Source organism: Chryseobacterium sp. JJR-5R, from assembly GCF_034047335.1.
Taxonomy (GTDB): domain Bacteria; phylum Bacteroidota; class Bacteroidia; order Flavobacteriales; family Weeksellaceae; genus Chryseobacterium.
The window spans coordinates 1,221,819-1,243,987 of the sequence record NZ_CP139137.1; the positions used below are offsets into that span (position 1 = coordinate 1,221,819).

Genomic DNA, 22,169 nt, shown 5'->3' on the forward strand with positions numbered 1-22,169 from the left:
TCGGCTTTTTCTTTCTGAAGAAAACCGTATAGCCCAAAAATGCCTGTGGTTAATTGAACCCTTCAATAATCCTGGAGAAATCTTCCAGTTTCAATGCGGCTCCGCCGATCAGCCCGCCGTCAATATCCGGCTGGGAGAAAATCTCTTTTGCATTGTCCGGCTTTACGGAACCTCCGTACAGGATGGAAATTTCGTCTGCTACTTCCTGTCCGTATTTTGCGGCAATCGTGCTTCTGATATGGGCATGGATTTCCTGTGCCTGCTCAGGTGTTGCCGTTTCACCGGTTCCGATGGCCCAGACTGGCTCATAAGCAATCACTACTTTTTTGATTTCTTCTGCAGAAAGCGTGAAAAGAGCGACTTCCGTCTGGTTTTTCACCACCTCAAAATGCTCTCCGGCCTTTCTTTGCTCAAGGGTTTCACCGTTACAATAAACAGGAATCAGGCCTTTATCCAAAGCTAATTTTACTTTTTTGTTGCAGTGGGAATCTGTTTCGCCATGGTACTGCCTTCTTTCGGAGTGCCCGATTAAAGAACCCGAGGCACCAATGGATTCCAGCATGTCTGCGGAAATTTCACCGGTATAGGCACCGCTTTCATGCTCGCTCATGTCCTGGGAAAATACACCGATTTCATCCTTTTCAAAAATGTCTTTTGCCATTGTTAAATATAATGCAGGCGGGGCAATCCATACTTCACAGTTGGTGGTATGGTTATTTTTATAGCTTAGCAACTGAACCATCAACTGTTGGGCATCAATTGCATTCTTATTCATTTTCCAGTTTCCTGCTACTATTTTTCTTCTCATAGATTTATTTATTTTAGAAGTTATAAGTTATGGGTTAGAAATTAGAAGTTAGCATTACGGTAATTTTTTAAACTGATATCTAACTCCCGTTATCTAATTTCTCAATTGATTTTCCAAAGGTTTTTCAGAAGCGTATAAAAAGTATGCTCCTCATCGGTAACCACATTGTCCGCTTTGATCAGGGTTTTTGCAAATTGTACAAAATTTTTGCGCTCTTCTTCGGTAGAATCGTCATAGAAACAGCGGGCATGGAATTCAAAATGGTCTTTCCATTCTTCCGGCTGCAGGGTAGCAATGGCGTCAAGCTCATTGTCAAGATTGATTTTGAAAGGAAATTCATCGGCTAAATACTGCTGAACGATCATTCCTTCTTCCGGAGCAAATTCCCCGTCTACAGAGGAAAGGATCATCAATAAATGGTAACCGGCAATCGGTTTATTTGATTTTTGCATTATTAAATATATAGTTTAGCATTTAAAGTTAATCTTACATTTTTTCAGTTTAGCCAGGCTATTCATTAATTTACATAGTCTTTAGCAGGCTGTTTGTCGGTAATTTTCCCGTTCTGTAAAACCAGTACGAACGGGTTGCTTCTTGCAATGGTTTTAATAGCGGTGCCGTCCATCATCATGTTTTTGATGTTTTTAAAGGTATTCGGATCTGTAGAAACACCATACACCACATTGGCTCCCTGATTTTTAGCTTTGGCTTCAACCTGTTTTAAAAGTTCCGGTGAAACTTCTTTAGGGTGGTAAGAGAATACAAGAATGGCTTTCGGCGCATTGATTACTTCTTCCGTAAATTCCATTCCTGTAGGATCTTCTATCTTAAACTTAACGATCTCAGATTTATAACCTTCCTTTACCAGCACAGATTCATTCTTCCCTTCCTCAATTTTCCAGGGCGAACCTTCTGCCCAGTATTTGGTCTCTTTGATATAATCGTCCTGGTTTACTTTTAAAACTTCCCCTGTTTTCTGGTTTTTAAGGGTATAAAAAGTCTTGTATTCAGAAGGGTTTTTATTGATTTTTTCCTTTTCGGCTTTTAAGTCGGTCCCGATTTTATAGTCGCGGAAATCAATAACCGGTTCTTTTATAATCCCATACGTGCCAATCCCGATCATTACAGCGGAAAATACAGCCAAAAGAATGTACTTAAATCTGTTTGCAGGCTTTTCCTGGGCATCAGCACTATAAGCATCTTTCTTCTTAAATTCCTTTCTGTACAGGATAAGTACTACAATAAGACCGGTTAAAAGCACAACGTCTTTTATAAAACTCTGCCAGGGCGTAAATTTAATTGCGTCCCCGAAACATCCGCAGTCTGTTACCACATTAAAATAGGCAGAATAAAATGTAAGGAACCCAAAAAAGATACAAAGTGCAATTAATGCCGAAAGGGTGAATTTAAGCCTGAGTTTCAGCAAAAGCATAAACCCCAAAAGAAGCTCCAGCACCACGACAATCACTGAAAACAGCAGCGCGAACTTTTCCAGGAACGGCATGTTGAAAACAGAAGGTGAGAAGTATTCTTCCATTTTAAAGGAAAAACCGACCAAATCCACCGCCTTTACAAAACCTGAAAGGATGAAAATAACGGCAATAACGAAACGTAATAAACTTTTGATCATTTTATATGGTTTTAGGTTCAGTACTGCTTTCTGCTTCAGAACATTTAATCAGGCAGAAAACGGCGTAATTCAGCATGTCAAAATAATTGGCATCTAAGCCTTCGGAAGCAATGGTAATACCCTGGTTGTCTTCAATCTGTTTTGTCCTCAGTACTTTTTGGTAGATCAGATCAGTAATGGATGAAATTCTCATATCCCTCCATGCTTCGCCATAATCATGGTTTTTCCTTTCCATTAAATGTTGAGCGTCCGTAGAATATTTGTCATAGAGTGCTAAAATTTCTTCCCTGTTTTCATTGAAATCATTGGACAAGCCTTTTTCAAGCTGGATCAGGGCAATGATGGAGTAGTTGACAACTGCGATAAATTCACCTTCCTCGCTTTCGTCCACCATTTTTTTTCCGGTCATCTGTATCGTACGGATCCTGTTGACTTTAATATAAATCTGATCCGTAACCGAACTTGGCCTCAAGACCCTCCATGCTGCCCCGTAATCCTGTAATTTCCTGCTGAAAAGCTCACGGCATCCGGCAATGATTTTCCCGAACTGTACTGATGTTTCTGACATAAATTCTCTTAATCTTCCAAATATACGAATTAGGTTTCAGGTAGGAGAAATTAGCATTTAGTTTTTTGGAGGCCAGAAGCCGGAAGTTCGTATTTTTGCAGCACATAAATCATTCATCATGATCCATCATTACTCAATGAACTGTAACGGAAAGCTTATCGATTTATCTTGCCCGAAGATTATGGGAATACTGAACCTGACTCCGGATTCTTTTTCCGATGGCGGACAGTTCAATAATGAAAAATCGGCACTGGAGCACGCTGAAAAGCTGCTGAAGGATGGTGCGGAAATCATTGATATCGGCCCGCAGTCTACCCGCCCGAAGGCAGAATTTTTAAAGGCTGAAGAAGAAATAAAAAGAATCGGGAATGTTATTTCCTCCATTAAAAAAGAATTTCCCGAAGCCCTGGTTTCTCTTGATACCTTTTATGCAGAAACGGTGGCATTCGGCTATGATGAAGGCATTGATCTGGTTAATGATATTTCCGGAGGCCAATACGACGGCGGAATGCTTGAGGCAGTAGCCAAAACAAAGCTTCCCTATATTTTAATGCATGTCAACCCGACCTATGAGACGATGCATGATAAAACAAAATTTGCTGATATTACGGTTTCGATTAATCGGTATTTCTCCGAAAAAACAGCGGAGCTTCTGGAAATGGGTATCACTGATATTATTATCGACCCCGGTTTCGGATTCGGGAAAACGGTGGAAGACCAGATGAAAATGATTGATGAAGTACAGTACCTCGGCTTCGGAAAATTTCCTCTGTTAATCGGGATTTCCAGGAAATCGTTTATCTATAAGCCGTTGGGGAAATCGGCTCTGGACATTAATGAAGAAACGCAGAAACTGCACATGAAGGTTTTGCAGCAGGGCGCAAAAATACTCAGGGTACATGATGTTGCCGAAGCGAAAAAAACAGTTGACACATATAATCGTTATAGCGATGAGTTATAAATTTTGAATTATGAGGTTATACTCATCACTTATAACTCATCACTCATCACTGTAATCAGTTCGCCATTTTATCGGCAAACTCCTTGGAAAACTCTTTCCGGTCCTGTTCCAGCTGCTCCTGATCTGCCGGTAAACGGTAGCTGAAGAGTATTTTATCTTCATTGTTCAGAAAAATAATCTCTTTTTCATTTCCGTCGATCATTTGAGCAAAAATTTCCCACATGGAGGTGTCTTTTAATTTTAACAGCTCGAAGAACCCTTCCGCTTTTATTTCTATACTCTGCATGATATGATAATTATAGGTATTACTGATTGATGATGTGCGCTAAAATTCCAGAAGTTTTAGTTTAAACTGAAGGGCAAAGTTCTGCATAAAATTCGGAGTGGTATAATATCCGACCCGGTAAAACAGCCCCAAATTGAAATAAGAAGAAAGGAAATTGCTCCATTCCAGCCCAACTTCCTGATACAGATGGTTCAGCGGACGGAACTTAAACTGGTGGTATTCGGGATGATCCATATTCCCGATGGTTCCCCTCAATACAAAGTCGAAGCTTGAGATATTCTGTCCGATACTTTTAAAATAAAAGGGCAGTTTATGCGTAAAATAATAGGCAATGAACTTGTCATTGTAATATTTGCCGCCTTCCAGTGTCGCAAAACCCAGGAATGACGTCAGGTTGAAGTTAAAATCCCTTTGCGGCGAGGCCAGTCCGTTCATGGTAAAGTTTTTCCAGATCGGTGCATCCCCCAGAACCATTCCCCCGTACAGGCGGAAACCGGTGGTTCCTAGCATGGTTTTGAAATTGTGAACGAAAAGCGCGTCAAACCGGGTGTAGTTAAAATTTCCGCCCAGGATTTTATAGCTCTGTTCATAATTAAAATACAGTTCCGGATATTTCTGATCGATCAGGGATTTCCCCTGCGGCGTCATGATATTGGTGGAATTCGGGGAGAATTTCAGGGTAAATAAAGTGTTGAAATTATCAAAGCCGGGCCCTTTGTTTCTGAAGGAATAATCAAAAAGGGCTTCCTCATAATTCCTGCGTGCTGCGAAAACAAGGGTCAAGCCGTTGGAAACATCATTAAGGTAAGAAAAAGAAGCACTGCGGAAACGGTAATAGTTGTCATTCTGGATATTGTTGCCATAGTTGGCCATCTTCATCTTAAAATTCCAGAGCCTTTTGTAGAACTCTCCTGAAGCGGTTACGTCGTCCGTATAATCCACCCTGAAAAACGAATTTTTATCCAGCGTCGTTTTAATGTCAAGCCCGATTCCGTATTTCCAGCGGTCGTCTTTAAAACCGTAGGCAAAATAATAGTCAGGGGAAAAATAAGGGTTGAAGGTTTCATTAAGCTTAGCCTTCAAACCCACCCTGAACCCTTCATACAAGTTGTAATTTGCGATTTCATCCACTGCAAAATCCAGTGCGCCCATCCGGATCTGTCCGTTCAGCAGGCCGGTGAGTACCCTTGCTTTGGTATCGATATTATAAATTTTCCCAAGGCTGTCTATGGTCGTGTACGTATTTTTCTCCCTTGCTGTCAGCGGATCCGTACGGTAACGGTCCAATGTTGTCCCGCTGATATTTTTCACTGAAAAAGTATAGCCTTTAAAATCGTTCCTGTTATTTTCAATAGGAGCGCGGTAATCAAAATACCTCGAACTCAGGAAGGCATAGGTCCCGAAACTTTTCCGGTCTTTTTTTTCATGCCTGTCCCCGGCATGTTCCTTATCATCTTTTTCCATGGCCATATTGCTCATTTTGAGCTTTACCGTTTCATGGGCCAGGAACCACTTGCTGTTAAAATAAATCCAGGTACTGGTAATGATTCCGTCATTTTTATTTTTACTGAAATTCTCTATTTTCTTGATGCCGTACGTTTCCGTGTCAATATAAACGGCGCCGTTGTATTTCCTCTTTTTATCCGGCTTCTTATAATTAACCTCGCGGAAGCGGATCACGAAATTTTTCCTGCCGTCCATTTCCAGTGTATCCGTTAAAAAAAAACGGTACAGGCCCCTGTTTTCCTTTTTCAGCTGCACAGGGATTTTGTCACGGTTGCTCTGCTGCAGGGCAATCATTTCATAAACAGGCTGCTTCAGTCCGGAAATCCTGTTGTCGAGGATGTTGATTTTTTCACCGTACGTTTTTGAATATAAAAATTCCTGGGCCCTTTCCCAGAGGAAGAGCTTGCTTTTGGAAAAGATATTTCTTGCAGAAATATTGTTTAAGGAGTCTTTTTCCCTTTTTTTCCTGACAAAACTGCTGTTCTGAAAAAATTCGTTGAACTGTGCGATGCTGTCTTCATCAATGTCCATGGAAATTTTTTCGTATGATTTGTAAGAGTAGGATTCCAGGCTTTTCGGTGAATTTTCCCTGAACATCCGCTCCACCTTTTTCAGGATTTCCAAAGCGCGCGGATCACTTTTATCTTCAATGATTACGGTTTCAATGGAAGATTCTTTCGATTGTGAATAACCAAAAATATAAATCCAGAAACATAAAAACAGTAGTACCCTTTTCATAAAGACCTGTCAAAATTAATGATATTTATGGTATTGAAAAAGTTTTATACTGCAGAATGTTCCCAAAGAAATAAGATCCGAAAGGCCATGGATTTACCGTCAGGTACAGATAATATTGTTTTACTGAATGAATGATACGATAATGGCTTCAATATTTATAGTATTCAGATAAAAAAGCCGGAGTCTCCGGCTTTTAAAGTATTTTATTAAAACAGTTTTTTAAACGCGCGTAGGCTTAAATGCATATGAAATTTTATGGATTGCCATAATCTGCGGGAAACCATTCCTTAAATAAGCTTAACAGGCCTTATAGTCATCAGATATATGATTAATAACTGAAATTAAACTGTTAAATAATATCACTGGTTTAAAATATTAAATCTGAGTTTTATCCCGACGTTGTCCTTAAACTGGGAAGTCTGGTAATATCCGAGCCTGTAGGAGAACCCGACTCCTAAGCTGCTGCCGAGAAACCTGTTCCAGATCAATCCCGCTTCCTGGTAATAATGGTCCAGTACCCGGAATTCAAACTGGTGGTCAGCCCTGTTTTTCATATTCCCTACTGCTCCCTGGTATTCCAGTTCAATACTTGAATACCTGCTGCCGAGCGTCCTGAACCTGAACGGCAGGTATTGGGAAACCTTAAAAGCTGCAAATCTGTCTGCAAAGAAAGTTCCTGCCGGCATCGTGGCAAACCCGAGATTGGACGGCGTGCTGATATTGGAATACCAGTGATCCGTATTTCTGTCTGACTGGCCTGCGATCTCAAAGTTTTTCCATACAGGGGCGGTACCGGAAGACAGGCCTCCGAAAAGCTTGATGTTGGTAGACCCGAGTTTTGTTCTGAACTGATGCATGATCAGTGCATCCAGGCGATGGTAATTAAGGTCTCCGCCTAAGATTTCCGCGCCCTTTTCAAAATTCACAAAAACCTGGGGATATCCTTTTTCATAAGTATATTTTCCGCTGGGCGTCATGATGTTCTTGTCATTCGGGGCAAACTTCAGGGATAGGGTAGCACTGGTATTATCAAAGGCATCGCCCAGATTGCGGTACCGGTAATCAAAAAGGGCCTGCTGGTTCTCTTTGTTGACGGTAACTTTCATACTCAGTGCATTTGAAAGGTCATACAGGTAGGAAGCGCCCCATTTCCGGTTCCTGTAGAACGTACCGTTGTGAAGATCCAGCCCGATATCTGAAACTTTCATCTGCAGGTCCCACATGGTATTGCTGAACCTTCCGGCGGCAAAAACATCATCCACATAATCAACACGGAAAACAGACGTTCTTCTGTCGGACAGTCTCATGTCCAGGCCTAAGCCGTATTTCCAGCGGCTGTCTTTGAACCCATAGCCGAAATAGCCGTCCGGAGAAAAAGTTTTGCTGAATTTTTCATTGAGCTTTATGCCTGCGCCCAGACGGATTCCCTGGTACTGGTCATAGCTTAAAAATTTGGTAAGATCGAAATCAATCATCTTATAGCGGAGGTTTCCCCTGAGCAGCTGAGTTAAAAAGCTCAGTTTCTTTTCAAAATCATGCTTTACCACAAAGCTGTCGATTTTTGTATAGGTATCACTTTCCCTTTGTGTAAGGCTGTCTGTCCGGTATTGCTGCAGCAGGCTTCCGTCCGAGCTTTTCACTTCCAGCGAATAGCCTTTGAAATCAGACACTTTTTGTTCTTCATTCAGCTTAAAATCAAAAAAACGGTTTTTTACATAAAGGTAATTCCCGAATTCCTTTTTATTGTATTTTGCTTTTTCACCTTCTTTCAGGCTGTCTTTTTTTGAAGTATTAAAGACCTGTTCGCCCATCTTAACTTTGATATCTTCATAATCCAGAAACCATTTTTTATCAATCGGTTTCCACACGGAAACAATATTTCCTTCATTCCGTTTCTTGCTGGTGCTTTCAAACTTTTTCAGGGCAAAGCTTTCAGCATCTACATAGATTTTCCCGTTGAATTTTCGCGGGTTCTGTTTTTTCTTGTCGGTAATTTCCTTAAACTTGATGACATAAGTTTTCCTGCCGTCAACCTGCAGCGTGTCCGACATATAAAAGTTATACAGTTTCCTGTTTTCCGGCCTTAGCTGTCTTGGTGTCCTGTTCAGGTTGGAGATATTGATCGCCATGGCTTCGTAGATGGGATTTTTAAAACCGGACATCCTGTTGTCTATAATATTGGTCTTTTCACCGAATTTCCTGGAATATTTATATTCCGTGGCTTTTTCCCAAAGGAACATCTGGCTCTCGGCAGATGCATTAGTAAAATCTTCGTTGAGCAGGGAGTCTTTCTTTTCGCTTTCTTTCTGTTTGAACGCCCTCTTTTCATCTTTGGAAAGCGAGTCTTTACGGGAAGCGATAAAATCTTTGAAGATACCGACCGAATCTTGATCCACATCAATGGAAAATTTGCTGTACGACTTAAAATTATAGGTTTCCAATGATTTCGGTGAGTTTTCCCCGGCTCTTTTATCCAGTTTATCAAGGATCCTTAAAGCACGGGGATCACTTTTATCCGTAATGACAATCCTTTCGATATTATCCCTTTTTTCAGACAAAGGCAGCAGAGATACTTCTACGGTTTTCTTTACGTCTGCCGTGGCATCTTCAAAATTGCTTGCCAGGATTTCAATCTTTTTACATTTGGTCTTGAATAACAGGCGGCCCTCCTGATCGGTTTTGCCTAATAAATTATCATCACAGTAAACCGCCGCATTGTAAACCGGCTGCCGGCTGGTTCTGTTAAGGACTTTCAGCTGGGTCTGGCTGAAAATTACGATGCCGATGAATAAAAATAACGGAGATAAAATTTTTGTCATTAGCTTATTTATAGGTAAGACAAAACTATTGATAAGAAAGTTACAAACCGGGGTAAGAAAATATAATCTTTTGTTAAAAATGAATTCAGCTGTATTTCAATTGAATACTGCTGATTTTTATATTGTTCAATTTCCGAAGGAATGAGAAATGAAATTTTTTAAGAGATTTTAAGGCTTTTAAATGTAAACAATATTTCAAAGATTCGCTGTCTGTCAGTTAGATACAAATTATTATTTAAATAATTTTGTATCAAGAATATTAGAACTTTTATTTTTCCTGTAGTGTTGAAATAAAATTGTTTTATAGTTTATATTTATTACTTTTATTAGTTTAATAACACTAATAATAATTTAAAAAGTTATACTATCAAAATTTCTATGTTAACAATTGATGACTTACTTAATGTAAAAATCTCAGTCCAAGAAAATACTTGGTCTGAAATCAAATCTGAAATTAAACTTTTACAGGTTTTAAATTATATTAAAAATGAGAAGCTTAAAAATAAAATTGAAACTTTAAGAAAAGAGCTTGAAAAAGGAAATAAAGATTATTATGACAATAATAAAAAGAGATTACCTGCTGTAACTTTTAGTGGAAATTTTGAAAGAAAAAGATTGCTTTCCAGTTTAAAACAATATATTCCAATTATAGTAATTGATATTGATAAATTAAGTGAAGACAAATTAAAAAAGGTTAAAGCAGATTTATCATTTTGCAAATTTGTATTATCATTTTGGAAATCTCCATCAAATAAAGGATACAAAGGATTAGTTCCTTTAATTTATAATATAGAAAAGTTAGAAGAATTTGACATTGACTTTATTCATAAATGCGCATTTCGAAAACTCGCGCAATATTTTTTTGAAAAATTTAACATTGAATTAGATAAAAGCGGAAGTGATATTACACGTCTTTGTTTTCTGTCATCTGATAAAGAACTTGTATTAAAAGAACAATTATGTAAATTTGAAGTTAAAACGGATGATATTACTGAAGTTCAAAAAAGTAAAATATATTCCAAACAAATTTTAAAATTTTCTAATAGTAGAGACGCTTTATATAACCCCGCGAATAAAAATAATTATAGAGACAGACGCTTTATGTCTGATATAATTAGATATTTATACAGAACAAATAGTACAATCACAAATAATTATTACGATTGGTGTAAGGTGGCGATGGCTATCTCTAATACCTTTACTTTTGACATTGGATTAAAATATTTCAAAAAATTAAGTATCTTGGACAAAGAAAAATATAATGAGACAATATGTAATAATTTCTTAATAAATTGTTACGAAACCAGGAAAGGAGAAATAAGATTTAGCACAATTGTATATTTAGCTAATGAACAAGGTTTTAAAACAAAATATCAACGAATTGGGGTTCTGAAGGCGGAAGAGTAATTCTCTCGCAAGTATCACTTCTCATCAACGGTAAAGCCCTGCCAGAGAGTTTAAAAGGAGCCAGACTTTATATGTCAGTATCTTTGTCAATATGTGTTTATCACTTTACATGGAACCCCAATTTTAATATGAGATCAATTGATTTTTTTTTCTCGGAGTCAGAGATACTAAGACAGATTTGCAAGATGAGGATCAAGCTTGCTAGAGCAAGATCAAAAAAGCATTTACTACATCTATTAACAGAGAATCCAAATTATAATTATCATATAAAAGAAAATTCTGATTCAAAGAATGAACTCCAGAAATATCAAAAAGAACTTGAAAAAGAGCTTAGTAGTATCCTGCCTTCACGCAAAAAATGGGTGAGTTTGGGTGAAAGTTCTAGAAGAAAACCAAACAAACCTAACGAATTTTTAACTTCCAACGATAAAAATTTTTATTCATTACTGAAGACTATCAAGCTTCATAAAAAGAATAACTCAAAAGAGATTTGGTTTTTAAATTTGCAGGAATTTATTGCCAATATTAAGAATATTGTTTCAGAAAAAAAGTACTCAATATCACCACCAACTATATTTCCAGAATTAAAAGGAAATTTAAATAGAAGAGGCAATAATGAATGCAGACCAATTTGCTTATTTAATTTTACCGATAGAATAATTCTAAGCCTAACTAACAAATTTTTGACGCAACTTTTTGATGATAAATTTAAAGATAGTTCTTATGCTTTTAGAGTAAAGAAAAGAGAAAATCAAATCATATCGCATCATGATTGTGTGAAAGATATTTTAAAGTATAGGAATGATCATAAAAATGAACAACTATATGTTGTAGAATGTGATATGAAAAAATTCTTTGACACCATCGACCATAAAATAGTCAAAGATAAGTTTAATGAGTTAATTTCTTTATCCCGAGCACAATTTCCAAAATTGGATTTAGATTTTGCAATATTGATTTTTAATAAATATCTGGATTCGTATAGCTTTAATATAAATGCACCAAAGACAACAGACATTATATTTTGGAGATCTTATGGAATACAAAATGGTTATTTTGGATGGGTTGATGATGAAATTTCAGATTATTATGAAAATATTTCAAATGAAAGGATTGGTATTCCTCAAGGGGGAGCTCTTTCGGGACTAATTGCAAATATTATTTTGAATGAAACAGATACCAAAATAGAAAATTATAATGTTTTTTATTCGAGATTTTGTGATGATATGATTATAATTTCTACTTCATTAGATGAATGCTTGAAATCACAAAATAAGTATGTAGAAACCCTGAGAAATTTAAAATTGTTTCCTCATGCTTTTAAAAATGATATTGAGTTAATTGATTTTGATACAGATGATAATATTTATTACAAACCTTTTTGGAAAGGTAAATCAAAAGGTCCATATCAATGGGGGGAAATTGAAGACTTGAATTTTCCGTGGATTGGCTTTGTAGGTTATGAAATAAATTACAAAGGAGAAATAAGAGTGCGCAAAAGATCATTTAAAAAAGAAATTAAAAAACAAAAAGCTATTGTGCAAGAAATTAAAGATGCTGTAAGTATTGGCAGAAGAAAACCTAAAGGCACAATTACGGAATCTGCTATCAATCGTCTTATAGGTATGTCGGTCGGTCGTATTGGTATGGATAATTTTGAAGAGGTTTCAACTGATCTATGTTGGAAAAATGGATTCAAATTGTTAAGTATCAATGAACACTCATTAAATCAAATAAGAGATTTTGATAGAAATAGGAGTAAAAATTATTATAATTTAATAAAAGAACTAAAGTCTATTGAAGATCCTGAGATCGAAACTAATCAGAGAGAACCAATCAAATATAATAAACCTTTTAGTTATTATTACCAAATTTTAGAACGTTCAAAAAATGAAAGCTTAGAATCACAACATCCTTCAGATGAATCTTAAATATATATTTAACACAAACCTTGCCTTTTGAGGTTTTCTTATATGCTGCTAAACGGGCTGCCGGAAATTCCGCCTGTAAACCCGATATAAGCAAAGTGCTTCGTAGTTACCCGTCCGTTAGAGTATTTTTCGCAGCGAAGCGAAGATAAATGTATTGAGAATTATTGAAAGACAAAACTCAGTCGTTGAATAACAAACTTCTTGAGACGAGTTTTGCAAAAAGCTACTCGAAGTGACGAAGGGTTGATCTTATCAAAAAAAAACAACGATCCTTTTCAAAATGAAAAGGATCGTTGTTTAATTAATTTATGATTCGCCAATCCAATCTATATCAAAAATCGTAATCGGTAATATCTTAGTTGAAATTATATATTCAAAGCTTTCTGATACGCATTTTCCAGTCCGCTGAGGTTTTTTCCTCCTGCTGTCGCGAAGCCCGGGTTTCCGCCGCCGCCGCCCTGGATTTCTTTAGCTAAATCTTTAATCAATGCTCCCGCCTGGTAAATTCCTGCCAGATCATCGGAAACACCGATGGTAATCATCGGTTTTCCGTCTGCATCAGACAGGATCACCGTTATAGAAGTCGGGATTTCTTTCTTCAACTGGAATACGATGTCCTTTATTGAACCGGCATCTAAAGAAGTTCTTTTTACTAACAGTAATTTGTCGCCTTTTTGCTCGTAAGCTCCTTTCCAGTCGCCGATTTCCCCTTTTGCCTTTTCTTTTTTCAAAGATTCAACTTCTGCTTTCAAGGAAGCATTTTCTTCAATTAGCTTTTCAATAGATTTTACAATATCTTTAGATTTCAGCAATTGCGAAAGTTCAGTAACCTGTTTTTCCAGGTTTTTGAAATATTCCTCAGATTTGTCGCCGGAGATTGCTTCAATCCTTCTGATTCCTGCCGCTGCGGAACCTTCGGAAACAATTTTAAAGTGGCCGATTTCAATGGTGTTTTTTACGTGGGTCCCGCCGCAGAGCTCTTTTGAGCTTCCGAACTGGATCATTCTCACGCTGTTGCCGTATTTTTCACCGAATAACGCCATCGCCCCTTTGTCCATCGCCTCCTGGATCGGGATATTCCTGAATTCCTGCAGGGTAATGCTTTCTTTAACTTTATGGTTTACTTTTTCTTCTACCAGGGCCAGTTCTTCCTCTGTCATCTTACTGAAATGCGAGAAGTCAAAACGAAGATAATCCGGGCCTACAAATGAGCCTTTCTGCTCAACATGGGTTCCCAGAACGTCTCTTAAAGCTTCATGCAGCAAATGCGTCACCGAGTGGTTGGCCTGGGAATTTTTCCGGTCATCGGCATTCACTTTCGCATAGAAAAGTGCTCCGGCATCTTTCGGAAGGCCACTGATGAGAGAAACGATCAATCCGTTTTCTTTTTTTGTTTCCAGCACTTCAAAAGTTTCGGAAGCGTTTTCAAGGGTGCCTTTATCGCCGATCTGCCCGCCGCCTTCCGGATAGAAAGGAGATTCGCTTAAGACCACCTGATAAAATTCACCGTCCTTGTTTTCTACTTTCCGGTATCTGGTAATATAGGCTTCAGACTCCATTTTATCATAGCCTACAAACTTTTCCTCTCTTTCTTCAAGGGTTACCCAGTCATATACTTTCTGGGCAGAATCTTCTTTGGAACGCAGCCTCTGTTTTTCTTTTTCTGCTTTAAAACCCGCTTCATCAATGGTAAGGCCTTTTTCTTCGGCAATAATCCTTGTTAAATCATCCGGGAAGCCATAGGTATCGTATAATTCAAATACTTCAAGGGTAGGAAGTACCTTCTGTCCGTCCGCAACCGTCTGCTGGATCAGTTTTTCAACCCTGATCAGTCCGGTTTCAATGGTTTTAAGAAATGATTCCTCTTCACTTTTAATCACTTCGGTAACAAGGGTTCCCTGTTTTTCCAGTTCCGGGAAGAAAGGCCCCATCTGCTGCTGAAGTACGTCAACCAGCCGGTAAAGGAAAGGTTCCTTCATATCCAGGAAACGATAAGCATAAGAAATGCCCCTTCTTAAAATCCTTCTGATTACATAACCGGCACCTCCGCTTGCGGGGAGCTGTCCGTCTGCAATAGCGAAAGCAACTGCACGGATATGGTCTACCACCACACGGATGGCAATATCTTTTTCGTCTTCCAGAATCCCGGTGTATTGTTTTCCTGAAAGTTCTTCCACTTTGGCAATCAGCGGAGTGAAAACATCAGTATCGTAGTTAGAGAATTTCCCCTGAAGCGCCATGCATAAACGCTCGAAGCCCATTCCCGTATCCACGTGCTGTGCAGGAAGCTTTTCCAGTGTTCTGTCTGCTTTCCTGTTGAATTCCATGAATACCAGGTTCCAGACTTCCACTACCTGAGGGTGGTCATTGTTAACCAGTTCCAGCCCTGAAACCCTGGCTTTTTCCTCAGGTGTCCTTAAATCTACGTGAATTTCAGAGCACGGCCCGCACGGCCCGCTTTCACCCATTTCCCAGAAATTGTCTTTTTTGTTGCCGTTGATAATGCGGTCTTCGGAAATATGTGATTTCCAGAAATCATAAGCATCCTGGTCCCTTTCCAGATTCTCGGAAGCATCTCCTTCAAAGATCGTCACGTACAGGTTTTCTTTCGGGATTCCGTACACGTCCGTTAATAATTCCCAGGCAAAAGCAATAGCCTCTTTTTTAAAATAATCACCGAAAGACCAGTTCCCCAACATCTCAAACATGGTGTGGTGATAGGTATCCCTGCCTACATCATCCAGGTCATTGTGCTTTCCAGAAACCCTTAAACACTTTTGTGTATCGGCAATCCTTGGGGCAGTAGGCGTTTTGTAGCCCAAGAAAAAATCTTTGAACTGCGTCATCCCTGAATTGGAGAACATAAGGGTAGGGTCGTCTTTCAGCACGATGGGTGCAGAAGGGACGATGAGGTGGTCTTTGCTTTTAAAATAATCTAAAAATTTCTGACGGATCTGCTGTGATGTCATAAGTATAGGTATTGCTTTGCTTTTAATCGATTTGATAAGATGCAAATTTAAGATTTTTTTACTGAAACCCGTAACAAATAAGGAAAGCCATAATTCATAAATTATATAATATCCGGATGGTTTGCTTTTTGATCCTTTATAAGTATTAATTATATCTAACTAAAAATAAAAATCAGATACAATGAAAGTATTCATCAATAAAAGGATTCCTGAAACAGGAATCAAAATGCTGGAGGAAGCAGGCCTGGAAGTTTTTATCCCGGAACATGAAAACCTGTCTCATGAAGAATGGCTGGGCTACTGCAAAAGCCATGATATGATTTTAAGTGTCGGTGCCGATTTTAAGTATGACAAGGATTTTTTTACTGAATGTCCCGATATCAAGGCAATCGCCCTGTATTCTGTCGGCTTTGACCATGTAGATATCAAAGAAGCGGTTCAACGGAATATTCCCGTAGGAAACACGCCTGATGTTTTAAGCAAGGCGACTTCGGATGTGGCATTTCTGCTGATGCAGTCAGTGGCACGACGGGCGAGCTATAATTTTGAAAAGGTAAAGTCCGGAAACTGGGGAGATTTTGATCCGCTGCATGCACTGGGCCAGGAGCTGTATGGGAAAACACTGGGGATTTTCGGACTGGGAAGAATCGGGATTGAAATGGCGAAAAAGTCTAAGGCCGCTTTTGATATGGATATCATTTACCACAACCGCCACCGTAACGAAGAAGCGGAAAAAGAGCTGGATGCCCGGTATGTTTCTTTTGAAGAGCTGGTGGCAGAATCTGATGTGCTGAGCATTCACGCGAATTTCAAACCTGAGCAGAAAGAGCTTTTCAACCGTTCCGTTTTTGAAAAAATGAAGGAGAATGCTATTTTTATCAATACGGCCAGAGGCGGGTTCCATCATCAGAAGGATCTGTATGACGTACTTACGGAAAAGAAAATCTGGGGTGCCGGACTGGATGTTACGAATCCTGAACCTATATTCAAGGATGATCCCATCCTCGGGCTTTCAAGTGTCTGTGTCCTTCCGCACATCGGCTCGGCTACCATGGAGGCGAGAAACGGAATGGCCAAAGTGGCTGCCGAAAACCTGATCGCCGTTGCGAAAGGTGAAAAGATGCCGGCATGTGCCAACCCTGAAATATATTCTTGAGATCAGCAGTAATTGGAATTGTTTTTGTTTAAATTAAGCCAACACCAAAATATAATTATTATGTCCGAAAACAGCGAACAAGAACAGGAAAGAAGATTAGAGCAGAGAGATTATCAGCCTAATGAAGATATTTTTAATCAGGAAGAACATATTCCGGTTGACGGAGACGGCAGGCCGGTTTTCAATGAAGAAAGCCTTATTGCCGATGACGATACATTGGATAAAGGTCTTGATATTCCGGGAGTGGACGGAGAAGCCGGGACAAATGATATCGGCGAAGATGAGGAAAACAGCTACTGGGGCCTCAGTGACAATGAAGACAACCATGAGGAACAGAACGATGACCTGATCCGATAACTGATAAATAAATGCAGACATTAATTAACCTTACTTTCACAGTAGGGTTTTTTAGTTTTTAAAATTAAACCGGATGTCATAATAATATAGTATGAATTCTACTGATTTGGTATTCATAACATCTTCATTTGAAAATTATATAATTCAGAAAAGACAAAAAACAGCGAACCGGTTTCAACAATGACGAAAATGATCAGGAAGTGCAAAATGGTGTCCTGATACGTTAATCCTGCTTAACAATGAATGAAATAACTTAATCGACCTTACGATGCCATAAGGTTTTTTATTGCTTTTTTAAGAATAAATTGTTGTATTAGAATAACATAGAATTAATTCTATAAATTTAACATAAATATTATTTATATTTGAGAATTATACAATTATAATTACTAAATTTATCATTAGATAGTGACTAATTTTATGGAGAAATTTTTACAATTTATAGGTATATTTATTGGATTTTACGGCCTTTCCCAAACTCCTTTAGATATTAAAGTGAAAGATACAGCAGGGAATGAAAGTATTAATGTTACCTGCAACAACGGTTTAGATACCAACGGCTGTATTGCCCTGCATGTTGAATACCCCGTACTGAAACAGACCCTCAATTATGAGGTAACACAGGAAACCTACAATCCGCCCGTACCTATGAACCAGGGGACGCCGCTGAACGCCAATTATGATGATCTCTTTGCCGTAAAGCTTGATCTTCCTTTTAAGTTCTGTTTTTACAACCAGTATTTTCAGGCCATCGTAGTCGGTTCCAACGGAATGGTAACTTTTGATACAGCTCAGCTAGGGAATATCAATTATCCGAATGTCCAATGGCAGAACCCAAATGTAAATCTTCCGAAAAATTCAATTTTCGGGGTGTACCATGACTTGGTTTTCTCTTCAGCAGATTCTTCGGAAATTTATTATTCAACCATCGGGACGGCCCCTTACCGGAAGTTTGTGGTCAGTTTCTTTGACGGAAGGGTCGCAGGGTGTACAGACCGTTCTTCCTCGCAGATCGTACTGCATGAAACAACAAACGTAATCGATGTATTTGTAGACAAAAAGCTGACACCGTGCCCGACCAGAAAATTCGAGAATGCCCTGATCGGTGTAATGAACAGCGACGGGACGCAGGGTGTCTCTCCGGCCGGAAGAAATACAGGCGTATGGCAGGCTTCACAGGAGGGATGGAGATTCAACCCGGTTGGAAATGTAATCCAGCCGCAGGTGACGTGGACGAATTCTGCAGGACAGACTGTAGCATCCGGGATCCAGGCCACGGTATGCCCCGCTCAGAATGAAGTATATACAGCCAATGTGAAATTCAATATCTGCGGAAACAGTGATCTTACGTTCACGGATGATTTTCCGGTGACTTTTGATCCTACCTATCCCGCAGCAAAAAATTACACGCAGAATTTCTGTGGCAATACGGCGGTAAACCTTGCTCTGAACAGTTTCCAGGCTAACCTGACGACCCAGAACCCGGCTAATTTTACCTTCAGTTTTCATACCAGCCTGCAGGATGCACAGAACAATGCCAATCCGTTACCGAACAGTTTTGCGCTGACAGCGAATGCAGTCCTGTATGTGAGAATCCAGAACCCGGGTGTGCCGACATGTTATCGCGTAGCAGTACTAACCTTAAATCTTTTGAGCAAAAGCCTCCTTAAAAATACCGTGGAGCTATGCGATACCAATAATAACGGAACAGAAGCGAACTATAATCTGAGTTTACTGAATGCAGAACTTTTTGCACCGGGAACCACCGGCATTTCCTATTACGCAAGCCAGTCCGATGCCCAGAATAATGTCAATGCCCTTACCACTGCGAATATTAATACGGGAACACAGCTTTGGGTAAGGCTCCAGGAGGCAAACTGTACCTATGTTCTAGGACCTGTCCAGTTCCAGTTCAGGCCAGGGGTAAATATGAATTCGCCCATCAGCTTTACGTATTCCATTTGTGATATCAATGCCGATAACCAGGAGCCTTTTGATTACCCGTTAACCATAGGCCCGCTGGTTTCCACGCAGCCGGGAGCTGTTTTTTCGGCCTACAATACCTATGATGAAGCATTTTCCGGCTCAGGTTCGGTGTTAAACAATATTAAAGAAGGGATCTATACCATTTATGTAAGGGTTCAGATTCCGAACGGCTGTTTTGCCGTAGCAACCGTGAATATGAATGTGACATTCAATAAAATTCTGGCCAACGAGAAAAATGAATACCTGTGCTTTAACGGCACGGATGATGTCAGCATTAATTTAAATACACTTTCCGCGGGTATGCTGGTTTTCCCGGCTACAGTTCCGGTAACGGAATTTTATGCTACCTATCCGGCCGCCGGCCTGGGCTTGGACCCGATCAGCCCGAACCAGACCATCACCACCAACGGTAATTTTGTAACCCAGACTTATTTTGTACGGTTTGAAATTGCGGAGGACTGTTATACGATCCGGCCGATTACCGTTAACCTGGTACATCCGGTAGCGGTTCAGAATAATTTTATGGTTTGTGATTTCAATAATAACAATTCCGAAAACGTAACCTTATCTCAGTTTTCGTCAGCCATTGCCGGAAACCAGAATGCCGGCATCACGTACTACCTGACTTCTGCAGATGCAGCAGCTGGAAGCAATCCGGTAACGGCCGTAACACTCACCGGGACGCAGCAGATTTTCGTAAAGATCAATTCCTACAACTGCCAGCAGGTCTATCCTGTTACTTTAGGATTAACTTCAACGCCGGCAGTAAATTCCCCGGTAACGATCACGCTGAACAATATCTGTGACAATAACAATGACAATACTGAAATATATAATCTTACCCAGGTGCAGCCTCAGATTTATACAGGTTCCAATGTAAGTTTTACGTATTATCTCAATTACAATGCAGCCACCCATACTTTTTCTGACCAGATTACGGACCCGACCCAGTTTGTGGTTTCGGCGGGAAGTGCAACCGTGTATGTAAAGGTTAAATTTAATAACGGCGAATGTTTTTCAGCAGCACAGGTTAACATCCAGATGACGTTTTTACCGCCGGTGGTCCTGAACAGCGCTACACTCAACACCTGTGATGAAGATTTCAATTTGAATGAAACTTTTCAGCTGAATAATGCGGTTTCCCAACTGTTTATTCCTTCCCAGAACACCTATCCGCTGTCAAATATGACAATTTCATATTACAATACGGCAGCAGAAGCTAATGCAGGGAACCCGGCCAGTCAGATCGGAACAACGGTTACGACAAACATTTCTTCCGTTCAGGTATGGGCAAGGTTCCAGTCCAATACAACAGGATGTTATTCGGTAGCCCCCATCCAGCTGAATACCTATTTCCCTCCGAAGGCCATCAATTCCACCATTACGGTGTGTGATGAAAACCTGGACGGAAGCTATGAGGCAAACCTTCTGAATTTTACCAATCTGATGGTGGACATCCAGAATCCGGCCAACACATTTACCTTTTACCTGTCTCAGCAGGATGCCCAGAACGGGGTGAATCCTATTGCCAACCCGGCTAATTTTACAGTCAATCCGTTCCCAGCTCAGATCTGGGTAAAAGTACAGAATATTCCGGGCTGTGATGACATCGCTGAAGTAAGTTTCATATTAGGAAATAAAGTAACATTACAGAACGGCGGGCCTTTCCAGCTTGCGGTATGCGATACGGCAAATGACGGAACTGAAAATGTGAATTTAACCCAGTTTCAGACCCAGATCTATTCCGGTGCCACTGCTACGTTCACTTATTATCCGTCTTTAGCGGATCTGAACGCAGGGACTAATGCTATTGCCGCTCCTTCAAATTTTACCTATAACCAAACTACTGGTTCAAATACCGTGTATGTGAAAATAAGCGTTCCTGGCCTCTGCCCGAATGTAGCTGAGATTAAGCTGTCACTGAAACCTACGCCTGTATTTGATATTCCGACGCTGTATTTCTGTCCGGAAGGCTCACTGGATTATACCGTAAATATCGAAGGCTATACGATTACAAATTATGTCTGGACCAATCCTTCAGGACAAGTGGTTTCTACAACTGACACCATTACAGGAATTAAGGTTGTCGGAACCTACACACTTACGGTAACAGCAGACAACGGATGCTCTTATACGGATACTTTTGAGATAAAGCATTATGATGTTCCTGTCATCCAGAACCTTGAATTTAACGGAAATAATGCTGTAGTGTATGCAACCGGTTTACAGACGATTCTGTATTCTATTGATGGAATTACCTGGCAGGCAACCAATACGTTTTATAATTTACCGACGGGAATCACCACGTTTTATGTAAAATATGCAGAGAGCGACTGTATTGTAAAGCAGCAGGGCGTGGTACTGGATATCAAAAATGCCATTACCCCGAACGGAGACGGCATGAACGACCATTGGATTGTGAAGAATCTTCAGGTTTTCGGTGGAAAGATGTCCAATGTTAAAATATTCGACCGTTATCAGATGCTTGTCTTCGAACAAAGTTCAGGCACTCAATTTTTCTGGGACGGAACCATTAAAGGCAGGGCAATCCCCACTTCAAGTTACTGGTATGTGATCACACTTCCGGACGGAAGATCGTTTACAGGCTGGATATTGGTTAAAAACAATAATTAATCCCAAACTTATCACCTCACAGGCTTTGATGCTTGTGAGGTTTTTATTATCATTCATATTAATCCGGATTCTCTGATTTCCGGTCTTACAGATATTAGTCAGTCATCTGTCTTCGCAGACTTGGATCTGCCAATGATCATTGCTTTCATTATTATTGAATGTATAACCTGTTGATTTAAATGTGATTTTACCTTTAAAAGTATTTCATTGAAGGTGTTTAAAATTTAGTTCTTAACTTTATAATGGACTTATCTTAAATCTTAATCTATTCTCGTAAGGTTCGATGATTATGCAGATTTTTACACAATTAACTTTAATCAATTAAAAATCATTTTCAAGAACAGATCGGTGCAAACTTTTGAGACACTTAAAAAGGCGGATCGTATAAAACCGTTTCCTTTTCTTTTTCGTAT

The 22,169-nt window shown here is 39.5% G+C and carries 14 protein-coding genes; 6 read left to right on the top strand and 8 right to left on the bottom strand.

The features are described from left to right. Window positions 1-49: 49 nt before the first annotated feature. The 4 genes from tpiA to SD427_RS05745 all read right to left on the bottom strand — a co-directional run bounded on the left by tpiA (window position 50) and on the right by SD427_RS05745 (window position 3,006). Window positions 50-808 (bottom strand): triose-phosphate isomerase, encoded by a 759-nt coding sequence (gene tpiA, locus SD427_RS05730; RefSeq protein ID WP_320560319.1) that lies wholly within the window; start codon window positions 806-808, stop codon window positions 50-52. A 101-nt stretch (window positions 809-909) separates the two neighbouring features. Then, on the bottom strand, window positions 910-1,260 hold the full coding sequence (locus SD427_RS05735) for a TerB family tellurite resistance protein (RefSeq protein ID WP_056217386.1): 351 nt from the start codon (window positions 1,258-1,260) through the stop codon (window positions 910-912). A 65-nt stretch (window positions 1,261-1,325) separates the two neighbouring features. Next, window positions 1,326-2,438, bottom strand: coding sequence for a BT_3928 family protein (locus tag SD427_RS05740; protein ID WP_320560320.1), 1,113 nt, complete (start codon window positions 2,436-2,438; stop codon window positions 1,326-1,328). Window position 2,439: 1 nt separating this feature from the next. After that, window positions 2,440-3,006 carry a DUF1599 domain-containing protein gene (locus tag SD427_RS05745; protein ID WP_320560321.1) on the bottom strand — a complete coding sequence of 189 codons (567 nt, stop codon included), beginning with the start codon at window positions 3,004-3,006 and terminating at the stop codon, window positions 2,440-2,442. A gap of 181 nt (window positions 3,007-3,187) precedes the next feature. Here SD427_RS05745 and folP point away from each other — a divergent pair, with 181 nt between their 5' ends. Then, the gene (gene folP, locus SD427_RS05750) at window positions 3,188-3,967 is read left to right on the top strand and encodes a dihydropteroate synthase (RefSeq protein WP_414017718.1); all 780 of its coding nucleotides are present in this window, start codon (window positions 3,188-3,190) and stop codon (window positions 3,965-3,967) included. Between the two features lie 55 nt (window positions 3,968-4,022). Here the strand turns inward: folP and SD427_RS05755 are convergent, their stop codons facing one another. From SD427_RS05755 to SD427_RS05765, 3 genes are all read right to left on the bottom strand, one after another. After that, window positions 4,023-4,253, bottom strand: a complete 231-nt coding sequence (locus SD427_RS05755; protein WP_320560323.1) for a hypothetical protein — start codon at window positions 4,251-4,253, stop codon at window positions 4,023-4,025. Between the two features lie 39 nt (window positions 4,254-4,292). Continuing rightward, complete coding sequence (locus SD427_RS05760) at window positions 4,293-6,497, bottom strand: hypothetical protein (protein WP_320560324.1); 2,205 nt, start codon at window positions 6,495-6,497, stop codon at window positions 4,293-4,295. Between the two features lie 359 nt (window positions 6,498-6,856). Beyond that, window positions 6,857-9,316 (bottom strand): hypothetical protein, encoded by a 2,460-nt coding sequence (locus SD427_RS05765; RefSeq protein ID WP_320560325.1) that lies wholly within the window; start codon window positions 9,314-9,316, stop codon window positions 6,857-6,859. Window positions 9,317-9,694: 378 nt separating this feature from the next. Here SD427_RS05765 and SD427_RS05770 point away from each other — a divergent pair, with 378 nt between their 5' ends. Both SD427_RS05770 and SD427_RS05775 read left to right on the top strand, forming a co-directional pair. Beyond that, window positions 9,695-10,723, top strand: a complete 1,029-nt coding sequence (locus tag SD427_RS05770; protein WP_320560326.1) for a BT4734/BF3469 family protein — start codon at window positions 9,695-9,697, stop codon at window positions 10,721-10,723. Between the two features lie 185 nt (window positions 10,724-10,908). Continuing rightward, entirely contained in the window at window positions 10,909-12,654 is a 1,746-nt protein-coding gene (locus SD427_RS05775) for a reverse transcriptase/maturase family protein (RefSeq protein ID WP_320560327.1), read from the top strand. Between the two features lie 365 nt (window positions 12,655-13,019). Here the strand turns inward: SD427_RS05775 and alaS are convergent, their stop codons facing one another. Continuing rightward, complete coding sequence (gene alaS / locus SD427_RS05780; RefSeq protein ID WP_320560328.1) at window positions 13,020-15,623, bottom strand: alanine--tRNA ligase; 2,604 nt, start codon at window positions 15,621-15,623, stop codon at window positions 13,020-13,022. A 181-nt stretch (window positions 15,624-15,804) separates the two neighbouring features. Between alaS and SD427_RS05785 the strand changes: the two genes are divergently transcribed. From SD427_RS05785 to SD427_RS05795, 3 genes are all read left to right on the top strand, one after another. Then, entirely contained in the window at window positions 15,805-16,779 is a 975-nt protein-coding gene (locus SD427_RS05785) for a D-glycerate dehydrogenase (protein WP_320560329.1), read from the top strand. Between the two features lie 60 nt (window positions 16,780-16,839). Continuing rightward, window positions 16,840-17,136, top strand: a complete 297-nt coding sequence (locus tag SD427_RS05790; protein WP_320560330.1) for a hypothetical protein — start codon at window positions 16,840-16,842, stop codon at window positions 17,134-17,136. A 420-nt stretch (window positions 17,137-17,556) separates the two neighbouring features. Next, complete coding sequence (locus SD427_RS05795) at window positions 17,557-21,756, top strand: T9SS type B sorting domain-containing protein (protein WP_320560331.1); 4,200 nt, start codon at window positions 17,557-17,559, stop codon at window positions 21,754-21,756. Window positions 21,757-22,169 lie beyond the last annotated feature (413 nt).

Bases quoted from the DNA above. Each gene is read 5' to 3' on its own strand.
- SD427_RS05755 (WP_320560323.1), bottom strand. From the start codon at position 4,253: ATGCAGAGTATAGAAATAAAAGCGGAAGGGTTCTTCGAGCTGTTAAAA.
- alaS (WP_320560328.1), bottom strand. From the start codon at position 15,623: ATGACATCACAGCAGATCCGTCAGAAATTTTTAGATTATTTTAAAAGC.
- SD427_RS05775 (WP_320560327.1), top strand. From the start codon at position 10,909: ATGAGGATCAAGCTTGCTAGAGCAAGATCAAAAAAGCATTTACTACAT.
- SD427_RS05760 (WP_320560324.1), bottom strand. From the start codon at position 6,497: ATGAAAAGGGTACTACTGTTTTTATGTTTCTGGATTTATATTTTTGGT.
- SD427_RS05795 (WP_320560331.1), top strand. From the start codon at position 17,557: ATGGAGAAATTTTTACAATTTATAGGTATATTTATTGGATTTTACGGC.
- SD427_RS05740 (WP_320560320.1), bottom strand. From the start codon at position 2,438: ATGATCAAAAGTTTATTACGTTTCGTTATTGCCGTTATTTTCATCCTT.
- SD427_RS05785 (WP_320560329.1), top strand. From the start codon at position 15,805: ATGAAAGTATTCATCAATAAAAGGATTCCTGAAACAGGAATCAAAATG.
- folP (WP_414017718.1), top strand. From the start codon at position 3,188: ATGGGAATACTGAACCTGACTCCGGATTCTTTTTCCGATGGCGGACAG.
- SD427_RS05735 (WP_056217386.1), bottom strand. From the start codon at position 1,260: ATGCAAAAATCAAATAAACCGATTGCCGGTTACCATTTATTGATGATC.
- SD427_RS05745 (WP_320560321.1), bottom strand. From the start codon at position 3,006: ATGTCAGAAACATCAGTACAGTTCGGGAAAATCATTGCCGGATGCCGT.
- tpiA (WP_320560319.1), bottom strand. From the start codon at position 808: ATGAGAAGAAAAATAGTAGCAGGAAACTGGAAAATGAATAAGAATGCA.
- SD427_RS05770 (WP_320560326.1), top strand. From the start codon at position 9,695: ATGTTAACAATTGATGACTTACTTAATGTAAAAATCTCAGTCCAAGAA.
- SD427_RS05790 (WP_320560330.1), top strand. From the start codon at position 16,840: ATGTCCGAAAACAGCGAACAAGAACAGGAAAGAAGATTAGAGCAGAGA.
- SD427_RS05765 (WP_320560325.1), bottom strand. From the start codon at position 9,316: ATGACAAAAATTTTATCTCCGTTATTTTTATTCATCGGCATCGTAATT.